Genomic DNA, 24,322 nt, shown 5'->3' on the forward strand with positions numbered 1-24,322 from the left:
TGGCGCTCCTCCGTTGTTGATTCGTGACAATCCCGCCGGCCGTGACGCCGCATGATCTTTCGCGACCGGCGATCCGGAGGCCTTGCTAGGTTGGGTCGCGTGACCGCCTCGCTGCCCCTGCCCGAGGACGATCGGGACCGCGCTCCCGGCGTCTCCGGTCTCGTGCCGCCGCTGCCGGCGATCCCCGCCGCGGAGGCTGCCGCGGCGGCGCCGGTGAAGGCCGCGCCGCTCACCCCCGCGACGCCGCGTGCCGCGAAGCCGCGCGCCACGACCCCGCCCAAACCGCCGGTGCCGGCGTCGGTCGCCGCCGCGCAGTTCGTCGCGGCCGAGACCATCGTCCCGCCCGTCCCGCCGCTCCCGGTGCTCCCGGAGCCGCTCCCGCAACCCGAGCCCGAGCCCGAGCCCCCGATCGTCTTCGAACCGGACGTCGCGGGGGAGACGGACGCGGAGGCCGCCGCGCCCGCCGTCCGGCTCACGAGCATCACGAAGGTGTTCGGCGCGACCTGCGCCGTGGACGCCATCGACCTCACCATCCCGACGGGCACCTTCTACGGCCTCGTCGGACCGAACGGGGCCGGCAAGACGACGACGCTGTCGATGATCGCGGGACTCCTCCGCCCCGACCACGGCCGGATCGAGGTCGGCGGCGTCGACCTCGCCCGGCACCCCGCGCGGGCGAAGCGGCTCATGGGCGTGCTCCCGGACCGCCTGCGCACATTCGACCGCCTGACCGGACGCCAGCTTCTGCACTACTACGGCGTGCTGCGGGGCCTGAAACCGGACGTCGTCGCGAGCCGCACGGCCGACCTCGCGCGCGCGTTCGATTTGACGGATGCGCTCGGGCGCGCCGTCTCGGACTACTCGGCCGGCATGACGAAGAAGGTCATGCTCGCCGGCGCGATGATCCATTCGCCGCGGGTGCTCATCCTCGACGAGCCGTTCGAAGCCGTCGACCCCGTCTCCAGCGCAGTCATCCTGGACATCCTGTCGACGTACGTCCGCCACGGCGGGACCGTCGTGCTCTCCAGCCACGGGATGGAGCTCGTCGAACGCGTCTGCACCGGCATCGCGGTCATCGTCGGCGGGCAGGTGCTCGCGGAGGGCACCGTCGCGCAGGTGCGGGGCGAGCTGACGCTCGAGCAGCGCTTCGTGGAGCTGGCCGGAGGCCTCAGCGACGTGGAGGGCCTCGAGTGGCTGCACACGTTCTCCGGCTGAGACTCGATCTGCTGCTCGGCGCCCTTCGCGGTGACGCCCGTCACGTGACCCGGACGGTGGTCGGCACCGTCGCATTCCTCGCCCTCGTCGCCGTGGTGTGCGTCGGCGCCCTGGGGCTCCGGGACGCCCCCGACGACGTCGCCCGCGCCGTCACCGTCCTCGGCGGAGCGGCCGTCACCCTCGCGTTCCTCGTCGCGCCGCTCGCCGCGGGCGTCGCCGATCCGCTCGACCCGCGCCGCTTCGCGGTCTTCGGTGCGGACCCGCTGCGCCTCGCGGGCGCGATCCTCCTCGCGAGCCTCATCAGCGTGCCGGTGCTCGCGCTCGCGGCGATCGCGGTGTGCCTCGTCATCCTGTGGGACGCGCACGGCGCGCCGACGGGTGTCGCCGTCCTCGCCGTCGTCCTCGGCAGTGCGATCTGCATCCTGCTCGGCAAGCTCTCCCTGGCCCTCGCGGGCCTCTTCCGCTCACGGCGCCCACGTGAGCTCACGGGCGTCTTCCTGGTCGGCGTGCTCGTCGTCGTCGTCCCGGTCGTCGGGTTCCTGGCATCCCTGCAGTGGCGAGGGCGCGTTCCCGCGGCGGTGGAGAAGGCGGTCGACATCCTCGCCGTGACCCCGCTCGGGGCGGCGTTCGCGGTCCCCCCGCTCGCGGTCGACGACGCGGCGCTCGCTCCGCTCACCGTCGCCGGCGTCACCGTCCTCGTGCTGGGGGCGCTGTGGCTCTGGCTCGTCCGGCGCCTGCTCACCACGACGCCCCGTCCGCGTCCGACTCGCGTGCGCGGCGGGCTCGGCTGGTTCGCGCTGACCCCGGGCACCCCCGCCGGCGCGATCGCGGCGCGGAGCCTCACCTACTGGTCGCGCGACGCGCGGTACATCGCGAACGTCGTCATCGTGCCGGTCGCCGCGCTCATCACCGTGGTGCCGCTCCTCCTCGTGGGCGTGCCGGCGGACATCGTCGCGCTCGTGCCGGTGCCGATCATGGCGCTCTTCTTCGGCTGGCTCGCCCACAACGACCTGGCCTACGACTCGACGGCGCTCTGGATGCACGTCGCGGGCGCCGTGCGCGGCGCCGCCGACCGCGTCGGGAGGCTCGTGCCGGTCAGTCTCGTCGCGGTGCCGCTCCTCGCGGTCGCCATCCCGGTCGCCGTCCGGCTGCACGGGACGCCGGAGATCCTGCCGGCGATGATCGGCGTGTGCGCGAGCCTGTTCCTCTGCGGTCTCGGGCTGTCCTCGATCTCGTCCGCCGCGGCGCCCTACCCGGTCTCCCGGCCGGGGGACAGTCCGTTCCAGCAGCCGCAGCGCACCGGCGGCGGGCTCACGCAGGGCCTCGTGCTCGTCGGCGCCGTCGTGCTGAGCGCCCCGGCCATGTGGTTCGCATGGCTCGCGCTGACCGAGGACCCGACCGAGGCGCGGACCGCGCTGTGGGCCGGGACGGGTGTCGGCGCCTTCGTGCTGATCGTCGGGATCCTCCTCGGCGGCTGGATCTTCGAGCGCGGCAGCGGACGCCTCATGGAGTTCGCGGAGTCGGTCTGACGGCCCCGGCCCGGACCCGCCCCGGCTACACTCGCAGGCATGAGCACGCCTCTCGACAGCCCCGACCAGGGGGGTCTCGCGACCCTCGACCGCGAGCTCGAGGAACTCCTCAAAGAGGAGCATTTCGAGCCGGGCGACCATGAGCGCTTCTCGCACTACGTCAAGAAGGACAAGATCCTCGAGTCGGCGCTCACCGGCAAGCCGGTCCGCGCCCTGTGCGGGAAGAAGTGGACGCCGGGCCGCGATCCGGAGAAGTTCCCGGTGTGCCCGACGTGCAAGGAGATCTACGACTCGATGATGGCCTGACGGCTCACCCCTCGACGTCGACGAAGACCGTGGGGATCGCCGGGTCGGACCGGCTGAGCGCGAGCGCCCGCACGGGGAGCTCCTCCCGCGCCCGCAGGTGGTGCGCACGGGCCGTCTGGACACCCGCGGGGCCCAGGGCCGCGGCATCCACCTCGCCGCCCTCGACGAGCGTCACCTGCAGGGCACGCGCGTCGGGCTGGTCGCCCGCCGTCTGCACCTCCTCGAACCCGTCGGAGACGACGACGAGCTCTCGGGTCGCCGTGCCGTGCTGCAGGGTCCGGAACGCGGCCTTCCGGCCGCCCTTGGACGCCTTGTCGGTGGACGACTTCGCAACCGACACCCACCCGCCGTCCGATCCCTGCCGCGCGACGAGTTTGTAGACCATGCCGGCCGTCGGGGCGCCGGAGCCCGTCACGACGGACGTGCCGACCCCGTACGCGTCCACGGGGGATGCCGCGAGGGCGGCGATCGCGAACTCGTCGAGGTCGCTCGTGACGGTGATCTTCGTCGCGGTCGCACCGAGCGCGTCGAGCTGGGCGCGCACCTCGGCGGCGACGGTCGGCAGGTCGCCGGAGTCGATGCGGACACCGCCGAGCCCCGTCCCGGCGACGCGGATCGCGGTGGCGACCCCCTCCTCGATGCCGTACGTGTCGATGAGGAGCGTCGTGTCGAGGCCGAACGCCTCGATCTGGCTGCGGAACGCCTCCTCCTCGGTGTCGTGCAGGAGCGTCCAGGCGTGCGCGGCCGTTCCCATAGTGGGGATGCCCCAGAGCCGCCCCGCCTCGAGGTTGCTCGTCGCGCCGAACCCGACGATGTAGGCGGCGCGCGCGGCGGCGACGGCGGAGTGCTCGGCCGCACGCCGCGAGCCCATCTCGGCCAGCGGGCGGTCGCCGGCCGCGATGCTCATGCGGGTCGCGGCGTTCGCGACCGCGGAGTCGTGGTTCAGGACGCTGAGGGCCAGGGTCTCCAGGACCACGGCCTCGGCGAAGGTGCCTTCGACCGTGAGGATCGGCGAGCCCGGGAAGTACAGCTCGCCCTCGCGGTAGCCGGTGATGGTCCCGGTGAACCGGTAGCCCTCCAGGAAGGTCAGCGTCTCGGCATCCACGACCCGGTGATCGCGCAGGTAGCGCAGTTCGTCGTCGCCGAAGCGGAAGTCCCGGAGCAGCTCCAGCAGCCGCCCCGTGCCGGCGACGACGCCGAAGCGGCGCGCACCGGGGAGGCGGCGGCCGAACAGCTCGAACACGCAGCGACGCTGCGCGGTGCCGTCGCGGAGCGCCGCGTCGATCATCGTCAGCTCGTAGCGGTCGGTGAACAGGGCGGTGCTCGCGAAGCCGTCGGCGCTCATGCGGGTCACTCTATCGAGGGCGGGTAGGGTGGACGATCGTGGATGACGCGCCGATCGGGATCTTCGACTCCGGTGTCGGCGGGCTCACGGTGGCGCGCGCGGTCTCCCAGCTGCTGCCGAGCGAGTCGGTGCTCTACATCGGCGACACGGCCCATTCGCCGTACGGTCCGAAGCCCATCGCCGACGTCCGCCGCTACGCGCTCGAGGTGCTCGACACGCTCGTGGACGAGGGCGTGAAGATGCTCGTGATCGCGTGCAACACGGCATCCGCCGCGATGCTGCGCGACGCGCGGGAGCGCTACGACGTGCCCGTCGTCGAGGTCATCGGCCCCGCCGTCCGCACCGCCGTCTCGACGACCCGTAACCGGCGCATCGGCGTGATCGGCACGGAGGGCACGATCGGCTCCGGCGTGTACCAGGACATGCTCGGCGTCGATCAGACCCTCACCGTCTTCGCGCAGGCGTGCCCGCGGTTCGTCGAGTTCGTCGAGGCCGGTGTCACCGGGTCGCCCGAGGTGCTCGCCGTGGCGGAGGAGTACCTCGCGCCGCTGCGGCACGCCGGTGTCGACACGCTCGTGCTCGGCTGCACGCACTACCCGTTCCTCGAGGGTGCCATCAGCTACGTCATGGGCCCCGATGTGTCGCTGGTCTCCAGCGACACCGAGACGGCGAAGGACGTGTACCGCCAGCTCGTCTCGCGCGACCTGCTCGCCGGCCCCGCCTCCGTGCCCACCCACGTCTACGAGGCCACCGGCGACTCCGCCGACGACTTCCTGAGCCTCGCGCACCGCCTCATGGGGCGCGAGGTCTCCGCCGTCCGCCTCGTGCAGACCGGTGCCATCGACCTGCCGCCCGCCCGGGCCTGAGAGGAAACCATGACCGAGATCACCCGCGCCGACGGCCGCGCCGTCGACGAGCTCCGCCCCATCACGATCGAGCGCGGCTGGAGCGCCCAGGCGGAGGGGTCCGCCCTCATCTCGTTCGGCGGGACGAAGGTGCTGTGCACAGCATCGTTCACCAACGGCGTCCCGCGCTGGCTCACCGGCAAGGGCAAGGGCTGGGTCACGGCGGAGTACGCGATGCTCCCGCGGGCCACGAACTCCCGCAACGACCGCGAGTCGGTCAAGGGGCGGATCGGCGGGCGCACGCACGAGATCTCCCGCCTCATCGGCCGGGCTCTCCGCGTGGTCGTGGACACCAAGGCGCTCGGCGAGAACACGATCGTCATCGACTGCGATGTGCTGCAGGCCGACGGCGGCACGCGCACCGCCGCGATCACGGGTGCCTACGTCGCTCTGGCAGACGCGATCGAGTGGGGCCGCGCGAAGGGCTTCGTCGGCAAGAACGCGAAGGCCCTCATCGACTCGGTCGCCGCCGTGTCCGTCGGGGTCATCGACGGCGAGCCCATGCTCGACCTCGCGTACGTCGAGGACGTCCGCGCCGAGACCGACATGAACGTCGTCGTGACCGGTCGCGGCCTCTTCGTCGAGGTGCAGGGGACCGCCGAGGGTGCGCCGTTCGACAAGCGCGAGCTCGACGCGCTCCTGGAGCTCGGCGTCGCCGGCTGCGCGACGCTCCGCGACCTGCAGACCGCCGCTCTCGCCGAGGACGCGGCGTGACGTCGCTGGATGCCACGGCGGGACGCCAGATCGTCCTCGCGACGCACAACATGCACAAGGTCGCCGAGTTCCAGGCGATCGTCGCCGCGACCCGGCCCGACTTCGAGGTCATCGGCTACGACGGGCCGGAGCCCGTGGAGGACGGCGTGACCTTCGCGCAGAACGCGCTCATCAAGGCCCGGGCGGCGGCCGCGCACACCGGCCTTCCCGCCCTCGCCGACGACTCCGGCATCTGCGTCGATGTCCTCGGCGGAGCACCGGGCCCGTTCTCGGCGTACTGGGCGGGGCACCGGAAGGATGCGGCCGCGAACCTCGAGCTGCTGCTCGACCAGCTCTCCGACATCGCCGACCCGAACCGCACGGCGCAGTTCGTCTCCACGATCGCGCTCGTGCACGGCGACGCCGAACAGGTCGTCGAGGGCATCTGGCCCGGCCGGCTCGCCACCGCACCGGCCGGCGAGGGCGGCTTCGGCTACGACCCCGTCTTCATCCCCGACGGCCAGCGGGAGCCGGAGCGCACCGTCGCCGAGTGGTCGGCGGAGGAGAAGAACGCGGCATCCCACCGCGCCCGCGCGTTCGCCGCGCTCACGCCGCTGCTCGGCGAGCTGTAGACGACCTGCTGACGCGCTCCAGCTGAGAACCGGACTCATTCCCGACTGGCGCGCACTGCGCTCGCGGGGTGGGCTGCGGGCATAGCCTCGAAGCATGCACGACCACGCGCCGAGCGGCATCCGCGGGGCGAGCAATCAGCGGCTCCTCGCGATCTCGCTCGCGCTCACCGCGACCGTCATGGTCGTGCAGATCGTCGGCGCCGTGCTGACCGGTTCGCTCGCGCTGCTGGCCGATGCGGCGCACATGTTCACCGACAGCTCCGCGCTCGTCATCGCGCTCATCGCGAGTCTCATCGCGGCGCGCCCGGCCGATGACCGGCACACCTACGGGTTCCAGCGCGCCGAGGTGTTCGGCGCGCTCGCGAACGCCGTCATCCTCATCGTGCTGTGCGCGTGGATCGTCGTCGAGGCCGTCGGGCGGCTGGTCCGCGCGGACGACGTGGTCGTCGACGGCGGCCTCATGCTCGTCGTCGCGGCGGTCGGCCTCATCGCGAACGCCGTCTCGATGTACCTCCTGAGCGCGGCGCAACGGCGCAGCATCAACGTGCGGGGCGCCTACCTCGAGGTGCTCGGCGACCTCATCGGCTCGGCCGTCGTGATCGTCGCGGCGATCGTCATCCAGCTGACCGGGTGGATGACGGCGGACGCGCTGGCTTCGCTCGTGATCGCCGCGATGATCCTGCCGCGCGCGGTCGTGCTGCTGCGCGAGGTGTTCGAGGTGCTGGGGGAGCGCGCCCCGAAGGACACCGACCCCGCCCTCATCCGGTCGCACCTCCTCGGCACGCCCGGCGTCGTCGACGCGCACGACGTCCACGTCTGGCAGCTGACGCGCGGGGCGCCGGTGTTCACGGCGCACGTCGTCGTGGCGCCGTACATCATCGCGGAGGGGCGCTCGGGGGAGCTGCTCACGAGCCTGCAGACCTGCCTGGCCGAGCACTTCGACGTCGAGCACTCCACGTTCCAGCTCGAGCCCGCGGGACACGAGGACCACGACGCGCACGGGTGAGAGCGGGTGGTGGCCGGATGTCGGAGGGGGTCCGTACCCTGGAACCAGAACATCCCGCACGTGCCCACTCCGCGGGAGCCGACGACGCGAGCGCTGCTCGCAGGAGGTCTCCATGGGGCACGACAGTGATCAGGACCACGATCCGCTCGACGATCCGCGCGACGATCCGCTCTGCTGGCCGGCGCTGGAGGCGCTCGTCTCGACCCTGATCGACACGCGGCGCCGGGTCGCGGCGCTGCAGGCCGCGGAGGCGCGGCTGCTCGCCGATGCGACCGACCTGGTCATCGCCCGGACGGCCGACCTCAGGTCACGAGAGCGTTCGCAGGCCGATCTGCCGCTCCGGGAGGTCGCGCTCGAGCTCGGCATGGCGATGCGGGCCAGCGACCGGACCGTCCAGGGGCGGATGGGCGACGCCGCGATCCTCGTCGGGCGGATGCCGCGGACTCTCGCCGCATGGGAGGACGGCCGGATCGACGCGCCGCACGCCTGGGCGATCGTTCGGGCCGGCATGGCCATCGGAGACCCCGACCGGCTGGCACGCTACGAGGACCTCGCCGTCACGGCCGCCGAGAGCGAGTCGCCGGGGCGGCTCGTCCCGATCGTGCGGGCGCTCGCGGCCGCCGTCGACCCCGAGACGTTCCAGGATCGACTGACGTCGGCCGCCGCGGACCGCTCCGTGCGCGTCTACGATCTCGACGAGGGGGATGGCGCGCCTCATCGCCGACCTCCCCGCGCCGCTGGCCTACGGCATCCGCGACCGGCTGACCGAGATGGCCCGTGCGGTGCTCGGGAACGAGGGGCACGACGCGGACCAGACGGCTCCGGGCATCGCCGATCTGCGCGCCCCTGAGCCTGAGCTCGCACCCGAGTGCCTGCGCACCGGCCCCGACGGCCGGAGTCGGCACCCGGGGCCCGACGCAGACAGGGGCTCCGATCCGCGGACGATGGACCAGACGCGCGCCGACGTCCTCGCCGACCTGCTGCTCGGCGGCACCCCTGTGGCGCACGGAAGCGAGATCGGAGCGATCGCGGCGCGCATTCAGGTCACCGTGCCGGCGCTCACGCTGGCCGGCGTCGGCAGCGAGCCGGCTCTCCTGGCCGGCTACGGTCCCATCGATCCGGCGCTGGCGCGCCGGCTGGCGTTCGCGGCACCGGGCTGGGACCGCGTGTTCACCGACCCGCACACCGGAGCCGTCCTGGCCGTCGACCGGTACCGACCATCCGCGGAGCTGCGGAGGTACCACGCCGCGCGGGACGAACGCTGCCGGACGCCCGGATGCCGACGTGCCGCGCACCGCTGCGACCTCGACCACACGGTCGACGCCGCCCTGGGCGGTCCCACCGCGGTCGGCAACCTCGCCACCTTCTGCCGCCGACACCACACGGACAAGCACGCCACCGCCTGGCGCGTGCGACAGCTCCCCGGCGGCGTCATCGAGTGGCGCGGGCCGACCGGGCGTCGCTACCGCGACAAAGCCCCGGCGACCGTGCGCTTCGTGCCGGACACCGCCACCATCGACCACGATCCGCCGCCGTTCTGAGCCACCGCCGCGGCGTCACCCCTCGTCGCGCGTCACGTCCTCGGGGCGCACGTCCGGCCGAAGCCCGCGCCACCGCGCGTGACGCAGCGTGCCGCCCGGCGTGAACTCGGCGAACTCGACCTCGGCGACGAGCTCGGGGCGCACCCACAGAGCGTCCGAGGCGTCGGCGCGCGGGACGCCCACCATCGGGTTCTCGTCGGTGCGCAGCGGCCGGAGCTGGGACTCCAGCATCCGCAGGGTCGCCTCGCTGAATCCCGAGCCGACGCGGCCGACGTACTGCAGCCCGTCCGCCCCGGGGATCCCGAGCAGCAGCGAGCCGATCGCGCCGGTGCGGCCGCCCTTGCCCGGCCGGATGGCGCCGATCACGACGTCCTGCGTACGGGTGAGCTTGACCTTGAGCCACTCGTCCGACCGGATGCCGGGGCGGTAGCGCGACCGCGGATCCTTCACGACGACGCCCTCGAGCTCGAGCGCGGTCGCCGTCGTCAGCGCCGCGTCGAGGTCGTCCGCCACGGGCGGCACGACCAGCTGCGGGATCGCTCCCTGGGCGAGGTCCTCCAGCAGCGCACGCCGCTCGGCGAGGGGGAGTGCCGTGGCATCCGACCCGCCCACCGACAGCACGTCGAACAGGATGTAGGTCACGGGCGTGTGACGGGCCTCGCGCTCGATGTCGCGCGGCTTCGTGAGGTGCATGCGGCTCTGCAGCCGGTGGAAACTCGGGCGGCCCCGCTCGTCGTACGCGACGACCTCGCCGTCGACGACGGCGGGCGACGGTCCGAGTCCGGCATCACCGGAGGTGAGCTCGGGGTAGCGGGCCGTGATGTCGGTGCCGCTCCTGGCCCGCATCCGCAGGCGCTCGCCATCCCACACGCCGATCGCGCGGATCCCGTCCCACTTGAACTCCACCCACGGCGCGCCCCAGCGCCGCGCCGCCCGCGCGGCCAGGGCGGGAGTCGACGGTGTCGCGAGCATGGGCGAGGCGTCCTCGATCGCGCCCCGCGACCGCGGCGCCGCGCGCGCCCCGGGCGGTCGCGCCGGCGGTGGCTCCGCCAGCGCCGCGCCGGCGGCATCCTTCATCCGGTGCAGCAGCCATTGCGACTTCTCGCCGGCGCCCTGCGTCCGGATGAGTGCCAGCCGCGCCGTGCCGAGCGGCCCGTCACCCGCGCCGGTCGCGGTGAAGATCACCTCGTCGTCGCGCCACTTCTCCGCGTCGTACACGCCGCGGTCCCAGATTGTCATCGTGCCGGCGCCGTACTCGCCCTTCGGGATCTCGCCGGAGAAGTCGAGGTAGCTGAGCGGATGCGGCTCCGTCATGACGGCGAGGTTGTTCTTCTCCGTCGTCTCCGGGATGCCGCGCGGCACGGCCCAGCTCACGAGCACGCCGTCGCGCTCGAGACGGAGGTCCCAGTGCAGTCTGCTCGCGTGGTGCTCCTGGATGACGAAGCGCGCGGCGCCGGCCCCGGGAGCGCCGGCGGGCGACGCGGAGTCCGGGACCGGCTCGGGGGTCCGTCCGGCATCGCGCTTCGCGATGTACGAGGCGAGGCTCACCCCGGCCGCGCCGACCGGCGCGGCCGGGGTGAGCGGAGCCAGCACGTCGCCGAGCTGAGCTGCCCGATCCAGCATCTCGTCGAAGCGCAGGTGGCGGAGGTCGGGGTCCTCGAGTTCGTCCCACGTGCGCGGCGCCGCGACCGTCGGCTCCGCGCGACCCCGCAGCGAGTACGGCGCGATGGTCGTCTTCGAGCCGTTGTTCTGGCTCCAGTCCAGGAACACCTTGCCGGGCCGGGCGGTCTTCGCCATCTGGCTGATGACGAGGTCGGGGTGATCGGCCTCGAGGAGCCGGGCGAGCTCCTTCGCGAACGCGGAGATCTCGTCGCTCGTCCGCGTGCCGTCCAGATGCGCGTAGAGGTGGATGCCCTTGCTGCCGCTGGTGACGGGGAAGGGCTCGAGGCCCATGTCGGTGAGGATCGCGCGCGCCCAGCGGGCGACCGCGGCGCACTCCACGAGGCCGACGCCGGGGCCGGGGTCGAGGTCCAGGACGATCCGATCCGGATTGCTCCTGGCACCGTGCGCGTCGAACTGCCACTGCGGCACGTGCAGCTCGAGACTCGCGACCTGCGCGAGGTAGACGAGGGTCGGCAGATCCTCGACGAGCGGATAGTCCTTCGCGCCCGTCGAGTGATCGATCGGATGCCGGGGGATCCAGTCCGGTGCACCGCGCTCCAGGTCCTTGGCGAAGAACGGGGGAGCATCCACTCCCTCCGGCCAGCGCTTGCGGGTGACGGGGCGGCCGCTCACGTGCGGGATCAGCAGCGGAGCGATGCGGGTGACATAGTCGATCACCTCGCCCTTGGTCGTCCCGGTCTCGGGGTAGAGGACCTTGTCGAGGTTCGTCAGCCGCAGGCGGCGATCGCCGACGCGCACGAGCTGCCCCTCACCTGCCATGACGAAAGGCTAGTGCGCAACCTCTGGCACTCATCGGCGTGCGCGGTGTGTACTGGGGGAATGAGAGCGATCTGGAAGGGCGCCCTGACCTTCGGCCTTGTGAACGTGCCGGTCAAGGTCTACTCCGCCACGGAAGACCACGACGTGTCGCTGCACCAGGTGCATGCGGCCGACGGCGGCCGCATCCGGTACCAGCGGATCTGCGAGATCGACGGCGAGGTCGTGCCGTACGCCGAGATCGACAAGGCCTACGACGACGGGGAGCGCACCGTTGTCCTCACCTCCGACGACCTCGCATCGCTCCCGTCGGAGCGCACGCGCGAGATCGAGGTGGTCGAGTTCGTGCCGAGCGAGCAGATCGACCTGCTGACCCTCGACCGCGCCTACTACCTGGAACCCGACTCGGCCTCGCCGAAGGCGTACGTCCTGCTGCGGAAGACCCTCGAGCAGACCGACCGCACCGCGGTCGTGCGCTTCTCGCTGCGGCAGAAGACGCGCCTCGCGGCCCTCCGCGTCCGCGGCGACGTGCTCGTGCTGCAGACGCTGCTCTGGGCGGACGAGGTGCGCGAAGCCGCCTTCCCGGGCCTCGACGCGCCCGTGAAGATCTCGGAGAAGGAGCTCGAGCTGTCGGCATCCCTCGTGGAGAGCTTCTCGAGCGATTTCGATCCGGGCGAATTCGTCGACGAGTACCAGAAAGAGCTCCGCACCCTCATCGACGCGAAGCTCGAGCAGGGCGACGCGCTGGACACATCGGAGACCTTCGGCGAGCGGGAGGAGGCCGACACGGGCGGCGAGGTCATCGATCTCATGGCGGCGCTCCGAGCGAGCGTGGAGCGCAGTCGCGCGGCGCGCGGGGAGGCTGCGGGCACGTCCGACACGGGAAAGCCGTCGGCATCGGACGAGAAGAAGTCGGCGAAGAAGCCTGCCGCGAAGAAGCCTGCGGCGAAGACGCCGGCCGCGACCTCGGATGGCGCGACGGCGTCCGCCAAGAAGAGCGCGCCGGCGAAGAAGGCGAAGGCGTCCTGAGTCAGGCCTGCGCGCGCGGCGGCTCGGTGCCGTCGCCGTCGTGGCCGCCGAACTCGGGCTCCTTGTCGAAGACCTCGGGGTCCAGGACCAGCGCCTCGGCCTCGTCGTGGTCGACGACGACGTCCTCGCCTGCGGCCGCGGCCTTCCGGGTCTTGTAGCGCTCGGAGAAGTAGTGCCAGATCGTGATGAGCGCGGTGCCGCCGACGGCGGTGAGCAGGATCAGGTCGATGTACTCCGACACGAACCATGCCACCGGCGGAATGAACCCGATCAGGTACCCGAACATCGTGAGACCGAAGCCCCAGATGATCGCGCCGATGAGGTTGTAGAGGGTGTACTTGCCCTTGTGCATGTGGCCGACGCCGGCGGCGACGGGCGCGAACGTGCGGACGATCGGCACGAAGCGCGCCAGGATGATCGTGAGGCCGCCGTACCGCTCGAAGAACGCGTTCGTGCGCTCGACGTTCTTCCGGCTGAACAGCCCCGACTCTTTGCGCTCGAAGATCGCCGGGCCGCCCTTGTGGCCGATGTAGAACCCGACCTCACCGCCGAGGAAGGCCGCCAGGCCGATCAGCAGCGCGACCCACCACACGCTGATGCCGAAGACGCCGTTGGGCGCATAGTCCTGGGGATGCGAGAGCAGTCCCGAGATGACGAGCAGCGTGTCGCCGGGCAGCAGGAATCCGATCAGCAGACCCGTCTCGGCGAAGATGATGAAGCACACCACGACGAGGGCCCAGGGACCGGCCGTCGTGATGATCAGTTCGGGGTCGAGCCAGGGGATGAGAGCGATGGAGTGCACAGGGGTCCCGTCGGTCGTGCGTGCGGTCGGCGGTCAGCGGATCTCAGCCTAACCGGCTCGTGCGGAAGGTGGGACTTGAACCCACACGCCCGAAGGCACAGGAACCTAAATCCTGCGTGTCTGCCGATTTCACCACTCCCGCGGAAGGCTCAGTCTAGCGAGGCCGTCATGCGCCGATCTCGGCGTCGTCAGGGCGGGGGAGCGCCATCTCGAGCTGCCGGTCCCAGCGCGGGGAGCCCCCGACGAACCAGTACGCCGCGCCGATGAACAGCGCCCCGCCGATGAGGTTTCCGAGCCCCACCCACAGGAGGTTCCCCCCGAAGAGCTGCCATGTCGCGTCGTCGTACCCGCCGAACAGGCCGATGGAGTAGGTCGTCATGTTCGCCACGACATGCTCGAAGCCCGAGGTGATGAAGGCGAGGAGGGCCCAGAAGATGACGGCGAGCTTCGGCCCGTCGGTGGTCAGGCGATTGCACATCCAGATGGCCAGGCACACCAGGACGTTGCAGAGGATGCCGCGGACGAACAGCTCGGCGGGCGTCTCGGTCGCCTTCGCGGCGAGCAGGCCCTGGATCATCTCGCCGGCGGCGGCGTTGGAGTGCAGGACACCGGAGAAGACCACCAGAGCGCCGAAGACGGCGGAGCCGAGGATGTTCGCGCCGAACGTGAACAGCATGGCGCCGGCGGCGGGGAGGGGCCGGACTGCACGCATGAGCGCGCCCTGCGTGAGGATCATCATCGCGGAGGTCACGAGCTCGGCGCCCGCGAAGACGACGAGGGTCAGCGCGACGCCGAAGACGAGGCCGCTCACGAGCTTGACGGCGGGTTCCCCTGCGGCCGCGAACGGCCCCGCGGCACTGACCATGAGGACGACGGCGACGCCGACGTAGGCGCCGGCGAGCATTCCGGACACGAGGAAGCGCACGGGGGTGCGCAGGACCTCGGTCTTGTGGATCGCGGCGTCGGCCTGCGCCGTCAGGGTTTGCGGAACGGTGAGCACACTCCATTGTGCTCTGTGGTCGGACCACAGCGCAAGCCCCCGGACAGCCGGCTGTGGATAACTTGCGCCGGAGCCGCGCGCGGTCGTCAGGATGCGTGGGGTGAGCCTGGCGTCGCTGTCTGCCAACGTCGCGCCGGCGACCCGGACCGTCGCCGAGCGCGTGCGGGAGCGCCTGCGGGCGGATCAGGTCGACCCGGCGCGGGACCCCGACCGGGCGGCGCTCATCGCCCGCGCCGAGGTGCGCCGACACAACGACTACGCACTCGGTCGTGGTGGGGAGCTCATCGACGACGAGGCGGCCTGCGTCCGCGACGTGCTCGCGAGCGTCGCGGGGTACGGGCCGCTGCAGGCCCTCCTCGACGACCCGAGCGTCGAGGAGGTGTGGATCAACGCGCCGGATCGTGTGTACGTCGCACGCGACGGACGCAGCGAACGCGCCCCCGTGGTGCTCACCGACGACGCCGTCCGCGATCTCGTGGAGCGGATGCTGCACGCCACCGGCCGCCGCGTCGACCTCAGCCAGCCGTTCGTCGACGCGTCGCTGCCGGACGGCAGTCGGCTGCACGTCGTGATCCCGGACATCACCCGACGCCATTGGGCCGTCAACATCCGCAAGTTCCTCCCCGCGTATCGCGCGCTGGACGACCTCGTCGCGATCGGCTCGGTGACCTCCGAGGTCGCCGACCTGCTGCAGGCGGCGATGGCGGACGGGCGCACGGTGCTGGTGTCCGGCGCGACGGCGGCGGGCAAGACGACGCTTCTCGGGGCGCTCATCGCGGCGTGTCCCGCGCACCACCGCATCGTCACGGTCGAGGAGACGTTCGAGCTCGGCGTGCGGGCGCCCGACATCGTCGCGATGCAGGGGCGGCAGCCGAGCCTCGAGGGGACCGGCGAGGTGACCCTCCGGCGCCTCGTGAAGGAGGCGCTGCGGATGCGACCCGACCGGCTCGTCGTCGGGGAGGTGCGCGACGCCGAGGCACTCGACCTCCTGCTCGCCCTCAACACGGGCGTCCCGGGTGCCGCGACCCTGCACGCGAACTCGGCCGTGGAGGCGCTGCGGAAGCTCTCCGCGCTGCCGCTGCTGGCCGGACGGAACATCGACGCGGGGTTCGTCGTTCCCGCGATCGCCTCGTCCGTCCACCTCGTCGTGCACTGCGGGCGGAGTGCCGACGGCCGGCGCTTCGTGTCGGAGGTGATCGCGCCCACGGGCCGCGTCGCCGACGGCGCCGTCCAGACCGAGACCGTCTGGGCGCGGAGATGACGATCGTGTGGGGCGCGACGCTCGGCGCGGGGATCCTCCTGACCCTGTCCCCGTGGCTCTGGCCGCCGCGGGCGACGCCGCCGACGCCGCGCCCCGCGGGCCGGGTCTCCCGGATGCTGGAGGCCGCCGGCTTCGCGCACACCCCGTCGGGTCGCCTGTTCGTCTTCTCCGCCGGCGGTGCTGTGTTCGCGGCCGCCGTCGCGTGGCTCGTCACCGCCCTCCCGGCCGTCGCGCTCGTCGCCGCGCTCGTCGGGGCGGCGGCGCCCACCGTGTGGCTGCGGGGTCGAGCCCGCCGGCTCCGACGCTCGCGCCGGGCGCTGTGGCCGGACGTCTGCGACCTGCTCGTCGCGTCGGTGCGATCGGGCATGTCGCTGCCGGATGCCGTCGCGGCACTCGCGACGTCGGCGCCGGGCCCGCTGCGTCCCGCCTTCTCCGCATTCGCCGGGGACCTCGCGGCATCGGGTCACTTCGACTCCAGCGCGCTGCGGTTGAAATCCGCCCTCGGCGACCCGGTCGGCGACCGCATCATCGAGACGCTGCGGATGGCGCGGCAGGTCGGTGGCACGGAGCTCACGACCGTCCTGCGCGCCCTGTCGTCCTCCGTCCGTGCCGACGCGGCGCTGCGGGCCGAGGTCGAGGCGCGCCAGTCGTGGATCCGCGGCGCCGCGGTGCTGGGCGTCGTCGCGCCGTGGATCGTCCTCATCCTGCTGTCGATGCGGCCGGAGGGTGCGGCCGCATACGCGAGCGCGCAGGGTGTCGTCGTGATCCTCGGCGGCGCGGCGGTCTCGGTCCTCGCGTACCGCCTCATGCTCCGGGTGGGCCGGCTGTCCGAACCTCGGCGGTGGTTCGGGTGATCACGCAGGCCGCCCTCGCGATCGTGCTCGGCGCGGCGTTCGCCGCCGGCGTGCTGCTGGCGGCCCAGCGGGTTCCGCGCTGGTCGGCGCCGAGTCTCGCGCGGCGCATCGCCCCGTATGTCCGGGACGTGGCGGATCCGCGCGGGCTCACCCCGCTCGCGCCGCTCGCGTTCGGCGCCTGGCGTGTCCGACGCGACCGGCTCATCGCGGGACTGGGTGGGGCCGAAGCGCTGAACCGTCGGCTGAGACAGGCGGGATGGGCGCAGGATGCCGTCGCGTTCCGCGCCCGGCAGCTCGCGTGGGCGGTGATCGGGGTCACGGTCGGGGGAGCGCTGGCGGTGATGGTCGTGCTGACGGCGGGAGCGCCCGCGGCTGCGGCGCTCGCCCCGCCGATCCTCGGGTGCGCGGGAGCGGTGCTGTGCGACGTGCACCTGACCGGCGCGGCGCGGCGTCGGGTCGCGCGCGTCGACGAGCAGCTCCCGACGGTGCTGGAGTTCCTCGCACTGTGCCTCGCCGCAGGGGAGAGCCTGCTGGATGCCCTGAGACGGATCGGCGAGGTCGGGTCGGGCGACCTCACGGCGGAGATCCGGCGGGCCGTGCTGGCGACCGGCACGGGCTCAAGCCTCACGGATGCCCTGGGCGACCTGTCGCGGACCCTCGACGTCCCCGCCCTGTCACGCGCCCTGGACCAGCTCATCGCCGCCCTCGAACGCGGCGCGCCGCTCGCACAGGTGCTGCAGGCGCAGGCGGCGGACGCGCGCGAGGACTCCAAGCGCACCCTCATCGAGCAGGCGGGACGCAAGGAGATCGCGATGCTCCTGCCGCTGGTGTTCCTCATCCTCCCGCTCTCCGTGCTGTTCGCCGTCTTCCCCGGTGTCGTGATGCTGCGCCTCGGTATCGGATGACGCGTCGTGCCCGACTGTGACCTGACAGTGATCGGATGACCGGCGACGGTCGGAAAGGAGGCGGAGGATGATCCGCACAAGCTGGGGCCGTGTGACCGCGGCATGGGACGACACGCTCGGGGACGAACGCGGCGACGTGCCGGGCTGGGTGCTCGTGACGCTCATGACGGCGGGACTGGTCGTCGCGATCTGGGCGCTCGCGGGTCCCGCGCTCGCCGACCTGTTCGAGCAGGCGATCAGCCGCGTCTCCGGCTTCTGAGGCACGCCATGGACGAGCGCGGCTCGAGCCCCGTGGAGTTCGTCCTGGTCGGGGCGCTGCTCACGGTGCTGACGCTCGCGGTCCTGCAGCTCGGGCTCGCCGTCTACGTCCGCAACGTCGTCCACGACGCCGCGGTCGAGGGCGCGTACCACGCGGCGCTCGCCGACACCTCGCTCCGCGACGGGGCGGCGCGCACGACCGCGATCATCGCGCGCACGGTCGGGGACGCATTCGTGCAGCAGGTGACCGCGCAGGAGATCCCGGGGCAGGAGGGCGCGCGCGGCGGGCAGCCGGTCATCGCGGTGACCGTGACGGCGACGCTGCCCCTCGTCGGGCTGCTGGGGATGATCGGCGGGCTGGAGGTGACCGGACATGCACCCGCCGAGAGCCTCGACTGACGACGACGTCGGCGCGGCCGCGCTCGAGTTCATCCTCGTGGGCCTCGTCCTGCTCGTGCCGGTCGTCTACCTGATCGTCGCGCTCGGAGCGATCCAGGCGCACGCCCTCGGCGTCGAGGCGGGGTCGCGGCACATCGCGCGGGCGATCGCGACGGCGCCGGATGCCGTCACCGCCGACGCCCGTGCGCAGGCCATCCTCGCGTCGGTGACCGAGGAGTACGGCATCGATCCGGGTGCCGTGCACGTCTCGATCGGCTGCCGACCCGCAGGCGCCGCGTGCCCGTCGGCCGGTTCGACGCTGCTCGTGACCCTGACCGCGGCCGTCCCGCTGCCGCTCGTGCCGCCCGTGCTGGACCTCGACCGCACGGTGCGGGTGCCCGTGGAGGCCGTGACCGCGCAGAAGGTGTCGCGCTTCTGGGGGACCGGATGACGGCGCGCCGATCGGACGACGAGGGGAGCATCCTGCTCCTGACCATCGGCTACGCGGTCCTCGCCCTCGCGCTCGTGTTCGTCTGCGTCGACGCCACGAGCCTCTACCTCGCCCAGAAGCGAGTGGATGCCGTCGCCGATGCCGCCGCGCTCGCCGGCGCGGACGGATTCACCGTGACGGTGGACGGCGCGGGGGCCGCGGCCACGCTGACCGACGACGGCGTGCGTGCCCAGGCCGCGGACCTCGTCGCGGCGCTCGGCACGGCGACGCTCGTGTCCGCGGAGACCCCCGACGGCGTGTCGGCGCGCGTGACGGTCACCGCGACGTGGCATCCGCCGATCCTCGCGCTCTTCGTCCCGGAGGGGGTTGCGCTCCGCGCGACCGCCACGAGTCGCAACGCGCTGCGCTGAGCTGAGTCGCGCCCCCGGGGTCACCCGCGCGGCACGAACCGCGGCACCCAGCGCAGGAACGCGCCCGCGCCGAGCAGTCCGACGACGCCCATGACAGCGGTCGCGATGCCGAGCGTCGAGACGGCCGCGATCCCCGAGACGAGGAGCGGCGCGATGGCACCGCCGGCATCCGTCAGCGTGCGCCATGACCCGAGGAACGGCGCGGGGTCGGCGGGCGGGGCGACATCGGCGCCCAGTGTCAGCAGGATCCCGCTGGAGAGCCCGTTGCCGACGCCCAGGACAGCGGCGAACATCGCGAACCACATCGCGGCGGAGCCGAGGTCGTGCGTCACCGACAGGGCGAGGAAGCCGGCGCCCATGAGGAGCATGGCCGGAAGCGCCGCCCACAGCCGCCCGAACCGGTCCATGACCTGTCCGCTCGCGTAGAAGAGCGCGAAGTCGATCGCGCCGGAGATGCCGACGATGAGGGCGATGCTCTGCGCGTCCAGCCCGATGGACACGCCCCACAGCGGAAGGACGAGCTGCCGCGTCGACCGGACGGCGGACAGCGACGCAGCCGCCAGCCCGAGGCGCGACAGCACGCCACGATGCCGCCACATGGTGCGGAACACCCCGGCGCGCTCGCTCGTCGGGATCGAGCCCGTCACGGCCTCGCCGGTGTCCTCGGCGAAGCGCGAGTCGCCCGCCGAGGCCGGCTCCCGTACCGTCGCCAGCTGGGTCTCGGGGTCGGTGCCGACGAGCACGAGGACGACCGTCGCGACGAGGCATCCGCCGAAGAACCACACCGCGGCGTGCTCCTCCGCGAACACGGCGAGCAGCCCGGCCGCGACGAACGGGCCGATGAACATGCCGAGGCGGAACGTGCCCCCCAAGAGCGACAGGGCGCGGGCGCGGAAGCCCAGCGGCACGCGCGTCGTCATGAAGGAGTGCCGGGCTAGTCCGAACACGGCCGCGCAGAAACCGATGAGGAAGACGGAGGCCGCGAGCACGGGCAGGCTCGGCGCGGCGAGCAGGCCCGCGACACCGGCGACGGCCAGGGTGCCCCCGATCGCCATCGTGATCCGCTCGCCGAACCGCGCGACCGACCAGCCCGCAGGGATGTTGCCGCACAGCTGGCCGACGACGAGCGCCGACGCGATGAGCGCCGCGGTCGCGACGTCGGCGCCGAGGTCGGCCGCGATCACCGGGAGGAGCGGGATGACGGCGCCCTCGCCGAGCGCGAAGAGCAGCGTCGGCCCGTAGATCATGGGGGCGAAGCGCCACAGCATCCGCCCGATCGGCGCGGAGTCGGCGGCGGCGGTCATCCCATCCACGTTAGTCTGGAGTGTCATGCTCGAACTCGATCTCTCCGCCGACATCCAGGCCTTGCGCTCCACCTTTGCCGACATCCAGGCGGTGGTCGACGTCGAGGGGCTCCAGGCGGAGATCGCACGCCTCTCCGAGGAGGCCGGCGCCCCCGACCTCTGGGACGACGTCGACAAGGCGCAGAAGGTGACGAGCGCCCTCAGCCACCGGCAGACCGAGCTGCGCCGCATCACCGAGATTGAGCAGCGCCTCGACGACCTCGACGTGCTCATCGAGCTCGCGGTCGAGATGGAGGACGAGGACTCGGCCGCCGAGGCGCGCACCGAGCTCGCCGACCTCGAGAAGGTCATCGGCCAGCTCGAGGTGCAGACGCTGCTCGACGGCGAGTACGACCCGCGGTCCGCCGTCGTCACGATCCGCTCCGGCGCCGGCGGCGACGACGCCACCGACTTCGCCGACATGCTGCTGCGCATGTATCTGCGCTGGGCCGAGCGCCACAAGTACCCCGTCAAGGTGATGGACACCTCCTACGCCGAGGGCGCGGGCATCAAGTCGGCCACCTTCGAGGTCGACGCGCCCTACGCCTACGGCACCCTCTCGGTCGAGGCCGGCACGCATCGCCTCGCCCGCATCAGCCCGTTCGGCTCGGCGGACAAGCGTCAGACGAGCTTCGCCGCCGTCGAGGTCATCCCGGTCATGGAGGAGGCCGTCGAGGTCGAGGTCCCCGAGGGCGACATCCGCGTCGACGTGTTCCGCTCCTCCGGCCCCGGCGGGCAGTCCGTCAACACGACCGACTCCGCCGTCCGCATCACCCACCTGCCCACCGGCCTCGTCGTCTCGATGCAGAACGAGAAGTCGCAGATCCAGAACCGCGCCGCCGCCATGCGGGTCCTCCAGACCCGCCTGCTCCTCCTCAAGCGCGAGGAGGAAGCGGCGAAGAAGAAGGAACTGGCCGGCACCATCACCGCCAGCTGGGGCGACCAGATGCGCTCGTACTTCCTGTACGGGCAGCAGCTCGTGAAGGACCTCCGCACCGGCTACGAAGTCGGCAACCCGGCCGCCGTCTTCGACGGCGACCTCGACGGCCTCATCGCGGCCGGCATCCGCTGGCGCAAGCGCAAGGACGACGACTGAGTTTTTCTCATTCGCCTGCATCCAAATGACGGTGTGCGGGGGAATCCCTTGATGAAGCGCGAAACAGGTCGCGCCCCATCGAAAAGGAGTTCCCCGTGCGCAAGACACTCTCTGCGGGCATCGCCGTCGGCGCCGTCGCCGCTCTCGCCGCCTTCGCTCCCGCCCATGCCATCTCGGACAGCACCGCCGACCTGTCGGTCCTGCACGGGATCCCGGACACACCCGTCGACGTCTACGTCAACGGCGAGCTGACGCTCGACGACTTCCAGCCGGGCGATCTCGCCGGCCCGCTCGATCTGCCCGCCGGCGACTACGAGGTCGCCCTCACGGCTCCGGACGCCGCCGACGACTCGGCGCCGGTCCTCGGACCCATCACGCTGACGCTCGAGGCGAACACGAGCTACACCGCCGTCGCGCACCTGGATGCCGACGGGGAAGCCACCGCGAAGCTCTTCACGAACGACATCTCGACCACCGACGCGGGCCAGGGCCGACTCACGGTCCGTCACGTCGCCGCGGCTCCGGCCGTGGACATCCTGGCCGGCGGCGAGGCCGTCGTGTCGGGTCTCGAGAACCCCGATGAGGCCTCGCTCGACCTCGCGGCCGGCACGGTGTCGGCGGCCGTCGCGCTCGCGGGCACGACCGACCCGGTCATCGGTCCGGCCGACGTCACGATCGAGGAGGGCGTCCTCACCATCGTGTACGCGTGGGGCAGCGCCGAGGACGCGAACCTCGCCCTCGCCGTCCAGACCGTCTCGGGCCTGCACTCCAACCCGGATGGTGTGAACACCGGTGAGGCCGGACTGGCCGCCGAGAACGGCTCCACCGGGTGGCTCTTCGGCGCCGGTGCTGCGCTGCTCCTCGCGGTCGCGGCCGGCTCGGTGCTCTCCGTCCGCGCGGTGAACGCCCGTCGCTGACGGCCGACCGCCATGTCGCGTCTGCTCCTCGTCCTCGTCGCCGCGGCGATGATCGGGACCCTCGCGGCCTGCACCACCCCCGACACGGAGGGCGGGACCCCCATCCCGCCCTCCGCGTCGGCGTCCGCCGCACCGGCACCGACCGCGTCGGTGTCGGTGCCGGTCGTCCGGGCGACACCGACGCCTCCGGCCGCGCCGGCACCGGAGCCGACGGCCCTTGCCCTGCCCGACCTGGGTGTCGACATGCCGGTCGACGCGGTCGGCGTGCAGGATGACGGGGCCATGCAGATCCCCAAGAACCCCGCCTCCGCCGGGTGGTATCGGTTCGGCCCGGCTCCGGCGGACGGCGAGGGGGCCACGGTCATCGCGGCGCACGTCGACTCCCGGGTGTACGGACTCGGTCCGCTGGCGCGGCTCCGCGATGCGCAGCCCGGTCAGGAGGTCTTCGTGACCGATGAGGCGGGCACCCGGACGCGGTACATCGTGGAGCGCGTCACGTACATCCCGCGGGCCCAGCTTCCCGTGGACGAGCTCTTCGCCCGCGAGGGCCCCCCGACCCTCGTCGTCATCACGTGCGGCGGCTCATTCGACGAGCGCACCCGCAGCTACAGCGATAACGTGGTGCTCGTCGCCCGGGAGGCGTGATGACCCTCGTCGCCCCGCCCCCCGTCGCTTCCCGGAAGGAGCCTGTCATCGAGGACGATGTCGAACTCGCCGAGCGCTTCAGCGCGGGCGATGAGCGCGCGCTGAAGGAGATGTACGACCGCTGGTCGCGGCTCGTCTACACCCTCGCCGTGCGCTCTCTCGGCGATCGGGCCGAAGCGGAGGACGTGACCCAGCGCACCTTCGTGTCGGCATGGACCTCGCGAGGCTCCTTCCAGCCCGCGAGGGGTTCGCTCGGCGGGTGGCTCGTCGCGATCGCGCGGCGCAGGATCGCCGACGCGCACGAAGCCCGGTCCCGCACGGCGCGGATCGAGGAGGCGATGCGGTCCGTCGCCGAGGAGCCGGTCGCCGAACCCGTCGACGTGAGCGATGCGATCGTCCTGGCGCACGAGATCGAGCAGCTCGAACCCGACGCGCGTGCCGTGGTGACGCTGGCCTTCTACCAGGACCTGACGCACGCCCAGATCGCCGAGCAGCTGGCGATGCCACTGGGTACCGTGAAGAGTCACATCCGCCGAAGTCTCACCCGTCTGCGATCCCGATTGGAGGCCGCTCATGTCGCATATTGACCCCGACGTCGCGGCGCTCGTCGCGATGGGCGAGCCGGTCGCCACGGCGGCCGAGCGTGCGCACCTCGCCGAATGCGCCGTCTGCACCGCCGAGGTGGCCTCGCTCGCGCGCACCGTCTCCGTGGGCCGCTCGGCCGTCGGCGACGCCGCGCTCCTCACCCCGCCGCCGCGCGTGTGGGATGCCATCAGCTCCGAGCTGGGCTTCGACGAGACCCCCGCGACCCCGGCGCCGCCGCACGCCGTGCGGCGCGGCAGCCGGCCCCGCCGTCGCCTCGTGCTCGCCCTCGCGGGCGCCGTCGCCGCCGTCGCGATCGTCGCGGGGGTGTGGACCACCGCGAATCTGCTGACCCCGCGACCCGACATCGTCTCCGAAGCGACGCTCGACGGCTTCCCCGCCTGGCAGGGCGCCGAGGGCGAAGCCGTGCTCGAGAAGGTCGACGGCCACCGGCGGGTCCTCGTGACGCTCGACGCCTCGATCCCCGCCGAGGGCTACCGCGAAGTGTGGCTCATCGCCTCCGACGGCTCCGCTCTCGTGAGCCTCGGCGTGCTCGACGGCACGACGGGCGCCTTCGCGGTGCCCGACGACGTCGATCTGTCGAAGTTCACGCTCGTCGACATCTCGCAGGAGGAGACCGGCGGGGACCCCGGGCACTCGGGGGACTCGATCGTGCGCGGGGAGCTCACCCCCGCGTGAGGCGCCGGCACGCCCGCGGATGCCACGGCGCGCGGGTGTCGCTCGGCGCACGCCAAGAGCGCGCGCTTAGGCTCGTCAGGT

Annotated in this window: 27 protein-coding genes and 1 tRNA gene; 22 read left to right on the forward strand and 6 right to left on the reverse strand. The window is 72.5% G+C overall.

The window, feature by feature from the left end; translation table 11 throughout:
* Positions 1–99: 99 nt before the first annotated feature.
* Genes QZL85_RS02205 through QZL85_RS02215 form a run of 3 tightly spaced genes read left to right on the forward strand, consistent with a single transcriptional unit; the run spans position 100 to position 3,050 of the window.
* Complete coding sequence (locus QZL85_RS02205) at positions 100–1,215, forward strand: ABC transporter ATP-binding protein (RefSeq protein WP_295573060.1); 1,116 nt, start codon at positions 100–102, stop codon at positions 1,213–1,215.
* A complete protein-coding gene (locus QZL85_RS02210; RefSeq protein ID WP_295573063.1) occupies positions 1,191–2,744 on the forward strand; it encodes a hypothetical protein in 1,554 nt (517 codons plus the stop codon). The genes QZL85_RS02205 and QZL85_RS02210 overlap by 25 nt, the downstream gene beginning before the upstream one ends.
* Before the next feature lie 39 nt (positions 2,745–2,783).
* On the forward strand, positions 2,784–3,050 hold the full coding sequence (locus QZL85_RS02215) for a DUF3039 domain-containing protein (protein WP_028495305.1): 267 nt from the start codon (positions 2,784–2,786) through the stop codon (positions 3,048–3,050).
* Between the two features lie 4 nt (positions 3,051–3,054).
* On the opposite strand, the gene QZL85_RS02220 is transcribed toward QZL85_RS02215, so the two are convergent.
* Positions 3,055–4,395 (reverse strand): nicotinate phosphoribosyltransferase, encoded by a 1,341-nt coding sequence (locus QZL85_RS02220; protein ID WP_295573065.1) that lies wholly within the window; start codon positions 4,393–4,395, stop codon positions 3,055–3,057.
* Positions 4,396–4,433: 38 nt separating this feature from the next.
* Between QZL85_RS02220 and murI the strand changes: the two genes are divergently transcribed.
* The 6 genes from murI (at position 4,434) to QZL85_RS02250 (ending at position 9,172) form a co-directional block, all read left to right on the forward strand.
* A complete protein-coding gene (murI, locus tag QZL85_RS02225) occupies positions 4,434–5,261 on the forward strand; it encodes a glutamate racemase (RefSeq protein WP_295573067.1) in 828 nt (275 codons plus the stop codon).
* A 9-nt stretch (positions 5,262–5,270) separates the two neighbouring features.
* Positions 5,271–6,014, forward strand: coding sequence for a ribonuclease PH (rph, locus tag QZL85_RS02230; protein ID WP_295573070.1), 744 nt, complete (start codon positions 5,271–5,273; stop codon positions 6,012–6,014).
* Positions 6,011–6,625 carry an RdgB/HAM1 family non-canonical purine NTP pyrophosphatase gene (gene rdgB, locus QZL85_RS02235; protein ID WP_295573073.1) on the forward strand — a complete coding sequence of 205 codons (615 nt, stop codon included), beginning with the start codon at positions 6,011–6,013 and terminating at the stop codon, positions 6,623–6,625. The genes rph and rdgB overlap by 4 nt, the downstream gene beginning before the upstream one ends.
* Before the next feature lie 94 nt (positions 6,626–6,719).
* Positions 6,720–7,631 carry a cation diffusion facilitator family transporter gene (locus QZL85_RS02240; protein ID WP_295573075.1) on the forward strand — a complete coding sequence of 304 codons (912 nt, stop codon included), beginning with the start codon at positions 6,720–6,722 and terminating at the stop codon, positions 7,629–7,631.
* 112 nt (positions 7,632–7,743) lie between these two features.
* On the forward strand, positions 7,744–8,481 hold the full coding sequence (locus QZL85_RS02245) for a DUF222 domain-containing protein (RefSeq protein ID WP_295573077.1): 738 nt from the start codon (positions 7,744–7,746) through the stop codon (positions 8,479–8,481).
* Positions 8,381–9,172 (forward strand): HNH endonuclease signature motif containing protein, encoded by a 792-nt coding sequence (locus tag QZL85_RS02250; protein ID WP_295573922.1) that lies wholly within the window; start codon positions 8,381–8,383, stop codon positions 9,170–9,172. Before QZL85_RS02245 ends, QZL85_RS02250 begins: the two co-directional genes overlap by 101 nt.
* A gap of 15 nt (positions 9,173–9,187) precedes the next feature.
* Here QZL85_RS02250 and QZL85_RS02255 read toward each other — a convergent pair whose 3' ends face one another.
* Positions 9,188–11,614, reverse strand: coding sequence for an ATP-dependent DNA ligase (locus QZL85_RS02255; protein WP_295573079.1), 2,427 nt, complete (start codon positions 11,612–11,614; stop codon positions 9,188–9,190).
* A gap of 60 nt (positions 11,615–11,674) precedes the next feature.
* Here QZL85_RS02255 and QZL85_RS02260 point away from each other — a divergent pair, with 60 nt between their 5' ends.
* Complete coding sequence (locus tag QZL85_RS02260) at positions 11,675–12,640, forward strand: Ku protein (protein ID WP_295573081.1); 966 nt, start codon at positions 11,675–11,677, stop codon at positions 12,638–12,640.
* Between the two features lies 1 nt (position 12,641).
* On the opposite strand, the gene QZL85_RS02265 is transcribed toward QZL85_RS02260, so the two are convergent.
* The 3 genes from QZL85_RS02265 to QZL85_RS02275 all read right to left on the reverse strand — a co-directional run bounded on the left by QZL85_RS02265 (position 12,642) and on the right by QZL85_RS02275 (position 14,442).
* Positions 12,642–13,442 carry a DedA family protein gene (locus QZL85_RS02265; RefSeq protein WP_295573083.1) on the reverse strand — a complete coding sequence of 267 codons (801 nt, stop codon included), beginning with the start codon at positions 13,440–13,442 and terminating at the stop codon, positions 12,642–12,644.
* A gap of 60 nt (positions 13,443–13,502) precedes the next feature.
* A tRNA-Leu gene (locus QZL85_RS02270) sits at positions 13,503–13,584 on the reverse strand.
* Between the two features lie 24 nt (positions 13,585–13,608).
* Positions 13,609–14,442, reverse strand: coding sequence for a formate/nitrite transporter family protein (locus tag QZL85_RS02275; RefSeq protein ID WP_295573086.1), 834 nt, complete (start codon positions 14,440–14,442; stop codon positions 13,609–13,611).
* A 100-nt stretch (positions 14,443–14,542) separates the two neighbouring features.
* Here QZL85_RS02275 and QZL85_RS02280 point away from each other — a divergent pair, with 100 nt between their 5' ends.
* From QZL85_RS02280 to QZL85_RS02310, 7 genes are all read left to right on the forward strand, one after another.
* Complete coding sequence (locus QZL85_RS02280) at positions 14,543–15,703, forward strand: CpaF family protein (protein WP_295573088.1); 1,161 nt, start codon at positions 14,543–14,545, stop codon at positions 15,701–15,703.
* The gene (locus QZL85_RS02285; RefSeq protein WP_295573091.1) at positions 15,700–16,557 is read left to right on the forward strand and encodes a type II secretion system F family protein; all 858 of its coding nucleotides are present in this window, start codon (positions 15,700–15,702) and stop codon (positions 16,555–16,557) included. The genes QZL85_RS02280 and QZL85_RS02285 overlap by 4 nt, the downstream gene beginning before the upstream one ends.
* Positions 16,554–17,462, forward strand: a complete 909-nt coding sequence (locus QZL85_RS02290; protein WP_295573093.1) for a type II secretion system F family protein — start codon at positions 16,554–16,556, stop codon at positions 17,460–17,462. The genes QZL85_RS02285 and QZL85_RS02290 overlap by 4 nt, the downstream gene beginning before the upstream one ends.
* A gap of 67 nt (positions 17,463–17,529) precedes the next feature.
* Positions 17,530–17,721 carry a hypothetical protein gene (locus QZL85_RS02295; protein ID WP_295573095.1) on the forward strand — a complete coding sequence of 64 codons (192 nt, stop codon included), beginning with the start codon at positions 17,530–17,532 and terminating at the stop codon, positions 17,719–17,721.
* Positions 17,722–17,729: 8 nt separating this feature from the next.
* Positions 17,730–18,119 (forward strand): TadE/TadG family type IV pilus assembly protein, encoded by a 390-nt coding sequence (locus QZL85_RS02300; RefSeq protein WP_295573098.1) that lies wholly within the window; start codon positions 17,730–17,732, stop codon positions 18,117–18,119.
* Positions 18,094–18,549, forward strand: coding sequence for a TadE family protein (locus tag QZL85_RS02305; protein ID WP_295573099.1), 456 nt, complete (start codon positions 18,094–18,096; stop codon positions 18,547–18,549). Before QZL85_RS02300 ends, QZL85_RS02305 begins: the two co-directional genes overlap by 26 nt.
* Positions 18,546–18,959 carry a pilus assembly protein TadG-related protein gene (locus tag QZL85_RS02310; protein WP_295573101.1) on the forward strand — a complete coding sequence of 138 codons (414 nt, stop codon included), beginning with the start codon at positions 18,546–18,548 and terminating at the stop codon, positions 18,957–18,959. The genes QZL85_RS02305 and QZL85_RS02310 overlap by 4 nt, the downstream gene beginning before the upstream one ends.
* A 20-nt stretch (positions 18,960–18,979) precedes the next feature.
* Here the strand turns inward: QZL85_RS02310 and QZL85_RS02315 are convergent, their stop codons facing one another.
* The gene (locus QZL85_RS02315; protein WP_295573923.1) at positions 18,980–20,227 is read right to left on the reverse strand and encodes an MFS transporter; all 1,248 of its coding nucleotides are present in this window, start codon (positions 20,225–20,227) and stop codon (positions 18,980–18,982) included.
* 61 nt (positions 20,228–20,288) lie between these two features.
* Here QZL85_RS02315 and prfB point away from each other — a divergent pair, with 61 nt between their 5' ends.
* The 5 genes from prfB (at position 20,289) to QZL85_RS02340 (ending at position 24,241) form a co-directional block, all read left to right on the forward strand.
* A complete protein-coding gene (gene prfB, locus QZL85_RS02320; protein ID WP_295573103.1) occupies positions 20,289–21,398 on the forward strand; it encodes a peptide chain release factor 2 in 1,110 nt (369 codons plus the stop codon).
* Between the two features lie 95 nt (positions 21,399–21,493).
* Positions 21,494–22,315: a DUF4397 domain-containing protein gene (locus tag QZL85_RS02325; protein ID WP_295573104.1), complete on the forward strand. Its 822-nt coding sequence runs from the start codon at positions 21,494–21,496 to the stop codon at positions 22,313–22,315.
* Positions 22,316–22,327: 12 nt separating this feature from the next.
* Complete coding sequence (locus tag QZL85_RS02330) at positions 22,328–22,960, forward strand: class F sortase (protein WP_295573106.1); 633 nt, start codon at positions 22,328–22,330, stop codon at positions 22,958–22,960.
* On the forward strand, positions 22,960–23,547 hold the full coding sequence (locus tag QZL85_RS02335) for an RNA polymerase sigma factor (RefSeq protein ID WP_295573108.1): 588 nt from the start codon (positions 22,960–22,962) through the stop codon (positions 23,545–23,547). The genes QZL85_RS02330 and QZL85_RS02335 overlap by 1 nt, the downstream gene beginning before the upstream one ends.
* Positions 23,534–24,241: an anti-sigma factor gene (locus tag QZL85_RS02340; protein WP_295573110.1), complete on the forward strand. Its 708-nt coding sequence runs from the start codon at positions 23,534–23,536 to the stop codon at positions 24,239–24,241. The genes QZL85_RS02335 and QZL85_RS02340 overlap by 14 nt, the downstream gene beginning before the upstream one ends.
* Positions 24,242–24,322 lie beyond the last annotated feature (81 nt).

Source organism: uncultured Microbacterium sp., from assembly GCF_900078385.1.
Classification (GTDB): Bacteria; Actinomycetota; Actinomycetes; order Actinomycetales; family Microbacteriaceae; genus Microbacterium.

What these genes read in the sequence shown, in the direction of transcription:
- QZL85_RS02285 (WP_295573091.1), top strand. Translation starts at nt 15,700, where the DNA reads ATGACGATCGTGTGGGGCGCGACGCTCGGCGCGGGGATCCTCCTGACC.
- QZL85_RS02310 (WP_295573101.1), top strand. Translation starts at nt 18,546, where the DNA reads ATGACGGCGCGCCGATCGGACGACGAGGGGAGCATCCTGCTCCTGACC.
- QZL85_RS02220 (WP_295573065.1), bottom strand. Translation starts at nt 4,395, where the DNA reads ATGAGCGCCGACGGCTTCGCGAGCACCGCCCTGTTCACCGACCGCTAC.
- QZL85_RS02335 (WP_295573108.1), top strand. Translation starts at nt 22,960, where the DNA reads ATGACCCTCGTCGCCCCGCCCCCCGTCGCTTCCCGGAAGGAGCCTGTC.
- QZL85_RS02240 (WP_295573075.1), top strand. Translation starts at nt 6,720, where the DNA reads ATGCACGACCACGCGCCGAGCGGCATCCGCGGGGCGAGCAATCAGCGG.
- QZL85_RS02295 (WP_295573095.1), top strand. Translation starts at nt 17,530, where the DNA reads ATGATCCGCACAAGCTGGGGCCGTGTGACCGCGGCATGGGACGACACG.
- QZL85_RS02330 (WP_295573106.1), top strand. Translation starts at nt 22,328, where the DNA reads ATGTCGCGTCTGCTCCTCGTCCTCGTCGCCGCGGCGATGATCGGGACC.
- QZL85_RS02215 (WP_028495305.1), top strand. Translation starts at nt 2,784, where the DNA reads ATGAGCACGCCTCTCGACAGCCCCGACCAGGGGGGTCTCGCGACCCTC.
- QZL85_RS02260 (WP_295573081.1), top strand. Translation starts at nt 11,675, where the DNA reads ATGAGAGCGATCTGGAAGGGCGCCCTGACCTTCGGCCTTGTGAACGTG.
- QZL85_RS02300 (WP_295573098.1), top strand. Translation starts at nt 17,730, where the DNA reads ATGGACGAGCGCGGCTCGAGCCCCGTGGAGTTCGTCCTGGTCGGGGCG.
- QZL85_RS02340 (WP_295573110.1), top strand. Translation starts at nt 23,534, where the DNA reads ATGTCGCATATTGACCCCGACGTCGCGGCGCTCGTCGCGATGGGCGAG.
- prfB (WP_295573103.1), top strand. Translation starts at nt 20,289, where the DNA reads ATGCTCGAACTCGATCTCTCCGCCGACATCCAGGCCTTGCGCTCCACC.
- rph (WP_295573070.1), top strand. Translation starts at nt 5,271, where the DNA reads ATGACCGAGATCACCCGCGCCGACGGCCGCGCCGTCGACGAGCTCCGC.
- QZL85_RS02245 (WP_295573077.1), top strand. Translation starts at nt 7,744, where the DNA reads ATGGGGCACGACAGTGATCAGGACCACGATCCGCTCGACGATCCGCGC.
- QZL85_RS02255 (WP_295573079.1), bottom strand. Translation starts at nt 11,614, where the DNA reads ATGGCAGGTGAGGGGCAGCTCGTGCGCGTCGGCGATCGCCGCCTGCGG.
- QZL85_RS02305 (WP_295573099.1), top strand. Translation starts at nt 18,094, where the DNA reads ATGCACCCGCCGAGAGCCTCGACTGACGACGACGTCGGCGCGGCCGCG.
- QZL85_RS02315 (WP_295573923.1), bottom strand. Translation starts at nt 20,227, where the DNA reads ATGCTGTGGCGCTTCGCCCCCATGATCTACGGGCCGACGCTGCTCTTC.